This is a genomic window from Streptomyces sp. NPDC090499, assembly GCF_044769305.1.
Taxonomy (GTDB): Bacteria; Actinomycetota; Actinomycetes; order Streptomycetales; family Streptomycetaceae; genus Streptomyces.
The window spans coordinates 1,540,089-1,551,092 of the sequence record NZ_JBIVXP010000001.1 but is presented as its reverse complement, the minus strand read 5'-3'; the positions used below and the strand labels follow the sequence as shown (position 1 = coordinate 1,551,092).

The 11,004-nt window shown below is 72.7% G+C and carries 13 protein-coding genes; 8 read left to right on the top strand and 5 right to left on the bottom strand.

All coding sequences use genetic code 11. The annotated features are described in order from the left end of the window. Positions 1-375: 375 nt before the first annotated feature. Positions 376-855, top strand: a complete 480-nt coding sequence (locus ACIQVL_RS07150) for a tyrosinase cofactor (RefSeq protein ID WP_403427434.1) — start codon at positions 376-378, stop codon at positions 853-855. Further along, on the top strand, positions 839-1,705 hold the full coding sequence (locus ACIQVL_RS07145; protein WP_403474657.1) for a tyrosinase family protein: 867 nt from the start codon (positions 839-841) through the stop codon (positions 1,703-1,705). The genes ACIQVL_RS07150 and ACIQVL_RS07145 overlap by 17 nt, the downstream gene beginning before the upstream one ends. Before the next feature lie 65 nt (positions 1,706-1,770). Here the strand turns inward: ACIQVL_RS07145 and ACIQVL_RS07140 are convergent, their stop codons facing one another. From ACIQVL_RS07140 to ACIQVL_RS07125, 4 genes are all read right to left on the bottom strand, one after another. Continuing rightward, positions 1,771-2,055: a chaplin gene (locus ACIQVL_RS07140; protein WP_403474656.1), complete on the bottom strand. Its 285-nt coding sequence runs from the start codon at positions 2,053-2,055 to the stop codon at positions 1,771-1,773. Positions 2,056-2,159: 104 nt separating this feature from the next. Next, complete coding sequence (locus ACIQVL_RS07135) at positions 2,160-3,149, bottom strand: D-2-hydroxyacid dehydrogenase family protein (protein ID WP_403427438.1); 990 nt, start codon at positions 3,147-3,149, stop codon at positions 2,160-2,162. A gap of 152 nt (positions 3,150-3,301) precedes the next feature. Further along, positions 3,302-4,231: an NAD-dependent epimerase/dehydratase family protein gene (locus ACIQVL_RS07130; RefSeq protein WP_403474655.1), complete on the bottom strand. Its 930-nt coding sequence runs from the start codon at positions 4,229-4,231 to the stop codon at positions 3,302-3,304. Positions 4,232-4,258: 27 nt separating this feature from the next. Further along, positions 4,259-5,215, bottom strand: coding sequence for a ScbA/BarX family gamma-butyrolactone biosynthesis protein (locus ACIQVL_RS07125; RefSeq protein WP_403427442.1), 957 nt, complete (start codon positions 5,213-5,215; stop codon positions 4,259-4,261). Positions 5,216-5,680: 465 nt separating this feature from the next. On the opposite strand from ACIQVL_RS07125, the gene ACIQVL_RS07120 reads away from it, so the two are divergent. Continuing rightward, entirely contained in the window at positions 5,681-6,478 is a 798-nt protein-coding gene (locus tag ACIQVL_RS07120) for a response regulator transcription factor (RefSeq protein WP_403427443.1), read from the top strand. Positions 6,479-6,636: 158 nt separating this feature from the next. Further along, positions 6,637-7,245, top strand: coding sequence for a ScbR family autoregulator-binding transcription factor (locus ACIQVL_RS07115; protein WP_403427445.1), 609 nt, complete (start codon positions 6,637-6,639; stop codon positions 7,243-7,245). A 9-nt stretch (positions 7,246-7,254) separates the two neighbouring features. Here the strand turns inward: ACIQVL_RS07115 and ACIQVL_RS07110 are convergent, their stop codons facing one another. After that, positions 7,255-7,839 (bottom strand): TetR family transcriptional regulator, encoded by a 585-nt coding sequence (locus tag ACIQVL_RS07110; protein ID WP_403427447.1) that lies wholly within the window; start codon positions 7,837-7,839, stop codon positions 7,255-7,257. Between the two features lie 399 nt (positions 7,840-8,238). Here ACIQVL_RS07110 and ACIQVL_RS07105 point away from each other — a divergent pair, with 399 nt between their 5' ends. The 4 genes from ACIQVL_RS07105 (at position 8,239) to ACIQVL_RS07090 (ending at position 10,855) form a co-directional block, all read left to right on the top strand. Continuing rightward, entirely contained in the window at positions 8,239-8,868 is a 630-nt protein-coding gene (locus ACIQVL_RS07105) for an OvmZ protein (RefSeq protein ID WP_403427449.1), read from the top strand. After that, on the top strand, positions 8,865-9,116 hold the full coding sequence (locus ACIQVL_RS07100; protein ID WP_403427450.1) for a hypothetical protein: 252 nt from the start codon (positions 8,865-8,867) through the stop codon (positions 9,114-9,116). The genes ACIQVL_RS07105 and ACIQVL_RS07100 overlap by 4 nt, the downstream gene beginning before the upstream one ends. 372 nt (positions 9,117-9,488) lie before the next feature. Continuing rightward, positions 9,489-9,860, top strand: coding sequence for a dehydrogenase (locus tag ACIQVL_RS07095; protein WP_351959117.1), 372 nt, complete (start codon positions 9,489-9,491; stop codon positions 9,858-9,860). Then, on the top strand, positions 9,857-10,855 hold the full coding sequence (locus ACIQVL_RS07090) for an ester cyclase (RefSeq protein WP_403474654.1): 999 nt from the start codon (positions 9,857-9,859) through the stop codon (positions 10,853-10,855). The genes ACIQVL_RS07095 and ACIQVL_RS07090 overlap by 4 nt, the downstream gene beginning before the upstream one ends. The last annotated feature ends 149 nt before the right edge of the window (positions 10,856-11,004 follow it).

Here is an 11,004-nt window from a genome sequence, read left to right as displayed (position 1 = left end):
CCGGTCCTGCAGACGGTCGTCGGCGGCAATCTGGGCGCCGGCCCCGGCACCGGCAAGTAACCCTCCTCGCGGCACGGCCCGTCGGCCGTGCTCGCCCCGGTCCTGCAGACGGTCGTCGGCGGCAATCTGGGCGCCGGCCCCGGCACCGGCAAGTAACCCTCCTCGCGGCACGGCCCGTCGGCCGTGCTCGCCTCGGTCCTGCAGACGGTCGTCGGCGGCAATCTGGGCGCCGGCCCCGGCACCGGCAAGTAACCCTCCTCGCGGCACGGCCCGTCGGCCGTGCCCGCCCCGGACGGCAGTGCGGCGGTGACCGCGCGGCCCCTCGGACGGTTACCCGTACCGACAGTGGTCGGGTGAACCGTACGAGGAGTGAGCATGGTCGTCGGAGTCGGTGGTGTGGCGGTGGGCGCGGAGCCGGGAGCAGGGCGGCCGGGCAGAGCCGGGGCGGGCAGACCGACGCGGCGCGAGCTGGCCCGGGGGCTGTTCGCCTCCGTGGTCGCCCTGGCGTTCGCCCCGGTCGTCGCCGCCTCCCGCCCCTCGCCTCCGGCGGGCCGGGCGACGGGCACCTCCTTCGACGAGACCTACCGGGGCCGCCGCATCCGGGGCGCCCTCGTCCCGGCGGCCGGGCGGGCCGTCGACGGCGGCGAGTGGCAGGTCACCGTGGACGGCCGGCCGCTGCACCTGATGCGGCGGGCCGACGGCAGCTGGCTCAGCATGGTCGACCACTACAGCTCGTACCCGACCCCGCTGGCGGCGACCCGCGGGGCCGTCGACGAGATGGGTCCCGGGCAGCGGCTGCGCGACCCGGCGCCGGGACACATGCACATGGGGGGAGACCATGGCGTACGTGCGTAAGGACGTCAGCAGGCTGACGGCCGCCGAGCGGGGGCGGCTCGTGAAGGCGTTCCTGGAGGTCAAACGGCGGGGCGAGTACGACGAATTCGTGCGGACGCACATCGACTACTACACCCCCGACGGCGAGGACGGACTGCGCGCCGCCCACATGGCGCCCTCCTTCCTGCCCTGGCACCGCCGCTTCCTGCTCGACCTGGAGCAGGCCCTGCGCCGGGTCGACGGGTCCGTGACGGTGCCGTACTGGGACTGGACGAAGGACCGTTCCGCGTCCGGCACGCCCTGGACGAAGGACCTGCTCGGCGGCAACGGCCGGGCCCGCGACCAGCAGGTGATGACCGGCCCCTTCGCCTATGCGGCGGGGCACTGGACCATCACCGAGGGCATCACCGACGGCGAGTTCCTCGCCCGGGACCTGGGCCGGGCCCGTGACCCGATCGACCTGCCCACCAGGGCCGAACTCGACCGGGCGCTGGCCGACCCCGCCTACGACGTCCCGCCGTGGGACTCGACGGCCACCCGGGGGTTCCGCAACCTGCTGGAGGGCTGGGGGACCGGCAGCGGCAAGGCGTCCTGGCGCAACCACAACCGGGTGCACCGCTGGGTCGGCGGGGCCATGCTCGGCGGCGCCTCCGTCAACGACCCCGTCTTCTGGTTCCACCACGCCTTCCTCGACCTCCAGTGGGAGCGCTGGCAGGCCCGGCACCGCGGGCAGCGCTACCTGCCGGCGAGGCCACCGGGCCCCGGCGACCCGCAGCGCGACCGGATCGTCGCCCGGGGCGGGAAGCTGCCGCCGTGGGACGTCACCCCCGAGTCGCTGGAGGACGTGAGCCGGATCTACCGGTACGCCTGAGCCGGCCCCGGACACGGGAAGAGCCCCGGCGCCCTGGGCGCCGGGGCTCCTTCGCAGGCGGTGGCTCAGGAGCCGTAGCCGCCGTTCTTGCCGTCACCGGCCTTGAGGTGGCCTTCGTTGGCGCAGGTGCTGCCGAACGCCGGGTTCAGCAGACCGATCACGTCGATGGTGTCGCCGCACACGTTCACCGGGATGTTGACCGGCACCTGGATGACGTTGCCGGACACCACGCCGGGCGAGTTGACGGCCTCGCCGTTGGCACCCGCGTCGGCCAGGGCCAGGCCGGCCCCGCCGATCACCACAGCGCCGGTGCCGAGGGCTACGACGGCGGCCTTCGCGATGCGAGACATCACGTTCTCCTTCTTGTTGCTCGGGGAGTGCGGCGGCAGGACCAGCCGCCGCACTCCCCGTTCAACGCCCCGACCTGCGGCTGGTCACGCCGATCAGCCGACGATCACTCCAAGGGCCGGAGTCGGGCCGCCCCTTGAGGCAGCCGCCGTACCGGGGTGCCAGCCAGGAAGGCCCGGATGTTCTCCACGGCCTGGCCGTAGTACGTCGTGTAGTTGGCGTAGGAGACGTAGCCGAGGTGCGGGGTGGCCAGCAGCCGGGGGGCGGTGCGCATCGGGTGGCCGGCGGGCAGCGGCTCGATGTCGAAGACGTCGACACCGGCGCCCGCGAACCGGCCCGCGTGCAGCGCGGCGAGCAGCGCGTCCTGGTCCACGATCGCCGCGCGGGAGGTGTTGACGAGGTAGGCGGTGGGCTTGAGGAGGGCGAGTTCGGCGGCGCCGAGCAGCCCTCGGGTGCGGTCGCCGAGCGCCAGGTGGACGGAGACGAAGTCGCTGGTGGCGAGCAGGTCCTCCTTGCTCGGCGCGAGGTCGACGCCGACCTCCCCGGCGCGCTCCCCGGTGAGGTTCTGGCTCCACGCGCTGACGTGCATGCCGAAGGCGAGCCCGACCTGCGCGACCTTGCCGCCGATCTTCCCCAGGCCGAGCAGCCCGAGCCGGCGCCCGTGCAGATCGGCGCCGACGGTGGACTGCCAGGGCCCGCCGCCACGCACCGCCGCGCTCTCCTGGACCAGCCCCCGGGCCAGCCCGAGCAGCAGCGCCCAGGTCAGCTCGACCGGCGGCGTCGCGGAACTCTCTGTTCCGCACACCGTGATCCCGTGCGCCTCGGCGGCCGCGTAGTCGATGACGCTGTTGCGCATCCCGGAGGCGATCAGGAGCCGCAGCCGGGGCAGCCGCCCGAGCAGCGAACCGGGAAAGGCGACGCGCTCGCGCAGGGTGACCACGATGTCGAAGTCGGCGAGCGCCGCGGCGAGTTCGTCCTCGTCCCCGAGATGCTCCCGCAGCGAGACCGCCTCGACCCGGCCGGCGAGCGAGCTCCAGTCCCCGAACTCCCCGCCCACCCCTTGGAAGTCGTCAAGCACAGCACAGCGAAGAACCATTGCCTCACCGTACCGGCCGCTTTGGCGCGTCGGCGCAGAGCACATCGCCGCAAGAAGAAAGCCGCCCTCGGTCAGGGGCGGCGGCGCCATATGGGTCCGGTGGGTGGGGCCACCGGACCCGGTACCGGGCGCAGCGGGTGCCGGGCGGGACGTCAGTTCGTCGCAAGGACGGAGCGGTACCACGGTTCGGCACGGCCGAACCACGTGTCGAAGCCACCTCCCGGACACTGACCGAGATCCGCCCAGAGCGCCTCGGCCGCGAAGAAGTGGTCCGTCGTGAGGATGTCGAGCCTGTCCGGCGCGACCCCCTTCGCCGCGAGGATCGCCTTGGCCCCCTCGACCGTGAGGTTGTCACGCGGCCAGTCGATCCCCGCACAGCCGGCGACCGCCCGCAGCGCACTGCCCACGGTGACCGGCGCCGGATCCGCGGCGTGGTACACCCGCGCGGTCAGCGCCCCGTCCGGCGCCAGCGCGGTCGCGACCAGCAGCCGGGCCAGGTCCGGCGCGCCGATGACCGACGCCCGTGACAGCCAGCCGGCCACCACTCCCGGCAGGGCCCGCAGCAGCCGTGCCAGGTTCGGGCCGACCCACAGGTCCCCCACTCCGAAGACCAGATGGGGCCGGAGCACCACGCCGCCGGCCGCGAGGACCGCGTCCTCCGCCGCCGCGCGGGTGCGGGAGGTGACGGAGCACGGATTGCGGGTGAGTTCCTCGGGCCGGTGTCCGCGGAAGGTGCCGCGGCCGTACACCGAGGCCGTGCTGAGCTGGACGATCCGGCGCACCCCGGCCCGCCGCGCCTCGGCGACCAGCGCGGCCGTGCCACGCACGTTGACCGCCTCGTTGGCCGCGGCGCTGCCGCCGATCTGCGCCGCGCAGTGCAGGAGTACGTCGACCCCGTCGCACACCCCGCGCAGCGAGCGGGGGTCGGTGAGGTCGGCGTGCACGGTCCGGGCCCCGGAGCAGGACCGCGGCAGGGACCGGCGGTGGCTCATGAGCCTGAGGTCGGCCCGCCGGCGCTGTGCCTCGCGCGTCACGTGGGCCCCGACGAACCCGGACGCGCCGGTGATGAGAAGGACGGGCACGGGGACTCTCCCGGGGAGCGGTCGGGGTCAGCGGACACGGGGCCGCAGGACGAGTTCGGCGGTGAAGACCGTCTCCTGCCGCTGGCTGCCGCGCACCCGCACCAGCAGGTCGCCGCGGTCGCCGTACGGTTCGGGGTCGGCCGTGATCCAGCAGGGCGCGTCCAGTTCGGCGTACCGCGTGAACTCGCTGCGCGTGCCGAGCAGCAGGGCGCAGGGTGCCCCGGTGCGGGCGTGCGCGGCCTGCCGGGCGGCCTCCAGGAGGAACATGCCGGGTATGTGGTCGACCGGGTGGTCGAAGTAGGTCGGGTGCGCGGTGTCCACCCGTAGTTCCCATCTGCCGCGGGTGCCGGGCGCGGGTTCGCACAGGGCGACGTGCCGGCCGGTGGCGTGGCCCACGGCGGCCGGGTCGAGGGCCGGTGGCGGGGTGCGGTCGGTGGTGGTGGGGCGCTCCCCGCGCATCCGCAGGTACACCTCCGGGCTCATGCAGCGGAACGCGGCGGAGGCGGTGGCTCGGGCCCCGTTCTCCCGGACCACGGTGACGTCGTAGCGCATCTCCCGCAGCCGGCCCGCGCGGCGGACGACGTCCCGGCAGACCGCGTGCATCTCGACGTCGGTGGGGACCGCGTCCGCGACGAGCAGGTCGGGCTCGGCGGTCACGGACATGTCAGACATGAGGAACTGGTGGCCGAACGGCACGTCGAACTCGGCGTGGGCGAGCAGGGATCCGATCTGACGGACCGACTCGATCAGCAGCATCGGGTCCTGGTATCCGCCGTCGGGGGCGAACAGCGCGTGGCTGCGCGGCCATTGGGCCCGCACGACGAAGCCGTCGAAGCCGTCGGCGCCCGGGGACTCGTCGCGCTCCCAGCCGGTGAGCAGTACTTCGGAGACCGCCGCGCGATGGACGTACTCACGCGGCACGGTGGTGGTCAGTGCGGGAAGCAGGGGCTTCGTGGCGATGGCCCGGTCGGTGAGGTGCGGCATGTGCAGCGCTCCTGTGTCGGTGTGACGGGAAGGAGGGGGCAACAGGCCGTACGTCGGCTGTCACCCCCCGTGGCCGACGTTCTGCACCACAAGATACAGACAGGTCGGTCCGGTTCTGCAAGGGGCGAGGCGATTTCTTGGGTGAGTCGGGGAGGCTTGGGGGCTTGCCATCGATGTCAGGCGCCCGTTATGCCGGTATTGCCACCATGAAACGTGCAAGGTTGTATGGTTTGGCGATGGCGCGCTGTCCTTGGTGAAGTCTTTCCGTGGGGCGACTTAACGGAGTCTCACCTCCCACTTGTCCGGTATTCCACTGAAATCGCAGCTCAAGGTAGGGGTGTTGAAGACCGGCCCGAGCGCCGCGCCTCTCGGCCTGGGCAGTTGACAATCAGACAAGTCTGTTTGGTACGGTCGAGTCGTGAACCCGCAGTCCGAGATGACGTGGATGTGCCTCAGGGGGAGCAGATGAACCGCCAGTACGCGGACCTCGTGGCGCCGTCGCCACGGCGCCACCGCTCGCACGGCCCGCTCGTCCCGGCCGGTCACCCGGCCCACCCGGCCCCCGCGTACGGCGCGCCCCGCGCGGGAGCGCTGCACGTCCTGGTCGTCGAGAACGACCCGCGGGCCGCCGACCCGCTCCTGCAGGGGCTGGCCCGGCACGGCTACGCCACCCACGGCGCGACCACCGGCGCCCAGGCGCTGCGCGGCCACCGCGAGGCCGACCTGGTCCTGCTCGACCTCGACCTGCCCGACCTCGACGGCCTGGAGGTGTGCCGCGGCATCCGGGCGGTCAGCGACCTGCCGATCATCGCCGTGACCGCGCGCGGCTCGGAACTCGACTGCGTGCTCTGCCTGCAGGCGGGTTCGGACGACTATCTCGTCAAGCCGTACGGCTTCCGGGAGCTGCTGGCCCGGATGGAGGCGGTGCTGCGCCGGGTGCGGGTCCGGCCCGCGGACCAGCCGGCGGCCGGCCGGGTGGTGACCCACGGCCCGCTGTGCATCGATCCGGGCGCCCGCACGGCGGTCCTCGACGAACGGCCCCTCGACCTGACCCGCAAGGAGTTCGACCTCCTCCACCTGCTGGCCTCGCAGCCCGGCACGGTGATCCCGCGCCGCCAGATCATGGCCCAGGTGTGGGACGACGCGTGGTCGCCGCGCGGCCGCACGGTCGACACCCACGTGGGCACCCTGCGCGGCAAACTGGGCTCCAGTGCCTGGATCGTCACCGTCCGCGGGGTCGGTTTCCGGATCGGCAGTCCCTAGGCCCTCTCGCACGTCCTCCCAGGTCACGCCCGGTTCCGGTGGGCGGGCGGGGAACCGCTTTCTGACAACTCCCGCCGCGGTACTGACCGTGGGCCGCCGGTGCGGCTTACGATACAGACCAGTCTGTTGAATTCGGCGGGAGAGCGTAAGGATCTGGCATGGCTCAGCAGGAACGCGGCAAGCGGTCACGGCGGTCGATCCTGGAGGCGGCGGCCCAGGTCTTCGACGAGCGCGGCTACGACGCCGCCAGCACCAACGAGATCCTGGCCCGCACCGGACTCACCCGGGGGTCCCTCTACCACCACTTCCCCTCCAAGGAAGCCATCGCGCTGGCCCTGGTGCAGGCCCATGCCGAGGCCCTGGAAGTGCCCGAACGGCCGATCAGGCTGCAGTCGGTGATCGACCTGACCCTGGAGTTCGCCCGGCGCCTGCAGCACGACGCGGTGCTGCGCGCGAGCGTGCGGCTGACGACGGAGCAGACGTCATTCGACTGCCCGCCGCAGACCACCTACGAACAGTCCATGGACACCATCCTGACGCTGCTCCAGGAGGCCGAGAAGCGGGACGAGATCCTGCCGGGGGTGGACGTACGCGAGGTGACCTCGCTGATCGTCGGCTCCTTCACCGGTCTGCAGATCATGTCCCAGGCCTACACCGGCCGCGCCGACCTGCCCGAACGCACCAGCGTCCTGTGGAAGTTCCTGCTGCCCGGCCTCGCCACGCCGGGCCTGGTCGGGCGGCTGCGCACGACGCCGCCCGAGGAGTGACCGGCGCTCTCAGATCCTGCGCTCGCCGCCCCGGCCCGGCGGCCGGTCCCGGTCGAACAGCGGGCGCAGCAGCCGCCACAGGCGCTGGGTGATCTCGCCGTCCCACCAGCTCGGGTCGGTGTGCCCGAGGGTCTCGATGCCCGCGGCCATCACCACCGCCAGGTCGGCGAGGTCCTCGGCCTGCTCCGCGGACTCCTGCTGCGCCTCCGTCACCCGCTCGTGGACCGCGGCGAGCAGGTCGTCGCGCAGCCGGGGCGGTCCGGCCGAGCCGTCCGCGGCCAGCTGCATGCCCGCCCGGACGACCTTCTCGGTGCGCATGGCCTCGCCGAGCGCGAACAGGAAGCGTCCGGGCGCGTCCGCCGCCGGCCCCGCGAAGGCCTCCTCGGTCAGCGCCTCCACCCGCGCTCTCGCCTCCTCGTACACGGCCGCGGTCAGCGCGGTGGTGGAGGCGAAGTGGTGGTAGAGCGCCCCCCGGCTGACCCCGGCCCGGCGGCAGATGTTGACCAGGCCCGCGTCGGACAGCCGACCGTCCGCGATGAGCTCGGCGGTGGCATGGACGAGAGCCTGACGCGTGTGCTCGGATCGCGCCTGCATCAGGTCGTACCCGCCTTCCCTGCCAGCAGTGTGCCCGGTACACGCACTGTCTGCGGGCACCGGTGCCCATGGTGGTAAGAATCATACAACCATGCCTGTTTCATGAGAGGACCCCGGTGGTGGTCCACCTCCTCATGATCTCCACAGAATCCCAACCTTGCTGGCGGCGAGGGGGGTTGTCCGGAAACGTGCGTGGTGAGCGGAGTCCCGGATGAGTCCTCAATCAGACAGGTCTGTTTGTAAAAAGGCTCAAATCTGGCCAGTTGACACAGGTTTGACACTCCGCTGACAGAGCTGCGGAGGATTGTGGGAACCCTGAACCGCCGTGCGTTGAAGCGGCCGCCCGCCCTCGTGAGACTGGACGCAGTTCCACACGGACCGAGGATTCGGGGGATCCGAATGGAAGAGCCGGAGCGACTCACGGACGACCACGTCAGCCGCGACTGCCGCAGCCGCTGCGGCCGGATCTGCGTCCGCTGCCTGGGCCGGATCGACGGCGGCCTGCGTGCCCTGCTCGACCTGTACCGGGAGAGCGACCGGGCGCTGGTGCCCGGGGCGCCGGTGCTGCGCGAACGGGTGAGCGGCAGCCGGGCCACCGTCGGCATCGTGCTCGACGAGCGGGCGCTGGCCCTGCGGGCCCGGGCGGCCGAGGTCATGGCGCTGTGGGCACGGCTCGTCGTGGACGAGCGCACCGGCGCCCGGCCCGCGGACCGCGGGGTGCCCGCGCTGGTCGGGTTCCTGCGCGGGCAGCTGCCCTGGTTCGCCGGGCACCCGGCGGGCGCCGACCTCGACGAGGAACTCGCCGAACTCCTCACCGACTTCCGCCACCTGTTCGGCCCCGGCCCGGTACGCCGGTTCGCCCTCGGCGCGTGCACCCGGCCGGAGTGCGCCGGGACGCTCCACGGCGTCCTGCCGGCGGACGGCGGCGACCGGGTGCCGGACCAGGTCACCTGCGATGCCGGCCACGCACTGCCGCCGCGCCAGTGGCTGCTGGTCGCGAACCGGGCGCGCGCGGCGGTGACGACATGACGGAACCGGACCGCCCGGCCGGCTCGGCGAGCGGGACGGCGCGCGGGACGGGGGGCGAGACGGCGCCCGGAACGGCGAAGCCGCGCACGGTCCCGACGGAACTGGCGGCCCTCGCGATGGGCGTCACCCAGGCGACCATCCGCAAATGGGCCAGCCGCGGCAAGCTCACCCGCCACGGCGGCCCCCGGCGGGCCGAGTACGACCTCGACGAACTGTTCGCACTGGCGCGCAGGAGCGAGACCGAATAGCCGGCGCGAGACCCCGTAACCGCAGTGAATTCGAGTAACTCCGCGCCGGCGCGCGGAATTCACCGACCACCACCCGCAAGAAACCGGATCCGTGCGGGGATCCGGTGCGAAGCAGCCCCCGCGGCCCGTCCCCCCCGCCGCGGGGGCTGCTTCGGTTGCCCGCCCTGATTATCAACTCGCTTCATCTAAAGGGAAGTTGACGCATCCGAACAGAGGTGTCACACTCTTTTCGGCGCCCCCATGCCCTGACGGCGGGGGCGCTTCTCCCGGGCTTGTGCATTCGAGCCCGTGGCAGCCATCCCGAAATCCGTGCCCCGACCGGGGCGCGGATTTTTTGTTTTCCCTCCGCCCCGACTTGAGGAAGTGTGGTCGATGCCTGTTTCCACCTGGACACCCGTCGGTCAATGGACGGGTACGGTCACGCACGACGGCGAGGTGGACGAGTACACCGTCGCCTTCGCCCCGGACGGCTCGCTCTCGGTCACCACGCGCAAGAGCACCGGAACCGGCGCCTGGACCGTCACCGGCGACGACTCGCTGGAGTTCTCCCTGCGCGAGGACTTCAACCTCGACGTCACCCAGATCAGCCCCAACGGCCACCGGGCCGCGTACATCCAGATCGACATCGCCGCGCGGCACGACGGCGACGCGCTCACCGGCGAGGGCAAGGCCGTCGTGCACGGCCCCGACGACGTCGTGATCTACGCGACGGACGCCCGGACCGAAGCGCGCCGGGTGTCATGACGGCCGAGGTCGCCCGGCTCACCGACGTGCTGAGCCTCAGGGACCTGGCCGGGCGCTATCTGGCCGGCCTCGACGAGGGCGGCTTCGACGAGACCTGGGCGGGGTCCCTGTTCACCGAGGACGTCGAGATGACGTTCCCGGTGGGCAGCCACCGGGGCCTCGCCGGGGTGGCCGGCTTCACCACCGAGATCATGGCGCGCTGGGGCCGTACCCACCACCACGGCTCGGAGACCCAGGTCGACGTCGACGGCGACCGGGCCGAACTGAGCTGGAGCCTGATCGCCTCCCACGTGCACCACGGCTCGCCGCTGCCGCCGGACCCCACCCGGTACTTCCAGCTCGGCGGCCGCTTCGCCGGCACGGCCCGGCGCACCCCCGGCGGCTGGCGGTTCGACCGGCTGCGGCTGCGGATCGTGTGGACGACCGGCGCCGTGCCCAGGGGAGTGACCCAGGTCGACCGGCAGACCCTCGACACCCGGGGCAACCCGCCCACCGCAGCAGCCACTTCAGCAGAGGAGAACGCACCCATGCCGACCACGCTCACCGCGGAGCAGCAGAAGGAACTGATCGAGAAGGTCTTCCACGAGGGCCTGGACCTCGGCGACCTGTCGGCCGCCGACCGCTACCTCACGGCCGACTTCCGCAACCACGGCAGCCACGACGACTCGATGCGCGGCCCGGAGGCGTTCAAGCACACCATCCGGATCCAGCAGTCCGCGTTCAGCGACATCAAGTACGAGATCCTCGACTTCATATCGATGGGCGACAAGGCCGCCATCCGCTGGGTCATGCACGGCCGGCACACCGGCCCGTTCATCGGCATCCAGCCGACCGGTCTGCAGGTGCAGCACCAGGCGATCATCTGGTTCCGCTTCGAGGGCGACCGGATCGCCGAGCGCTGGGGCATCGTCGACAACTTCGCCCTGCAGAAGTTCCTCCAGTCCGGCGGCAAGCCGGTCGGCCCGCTGACTCCGGCGGGCAAGCCCGCGGCCTGAGCCGCGCCCGGCCGTGGGGGGCGGGCCCCCCCCCCCGCCCGGCGGGCGGCGCGGCCCGGCCCCCCCCCCCCCCCCCCCCCCCCCCCCCCCCCCCCCCCCCCCCCCCCCCCGTACTCTACCTTTTTGGGGGGGGGGGGGGGGGGCGGGGG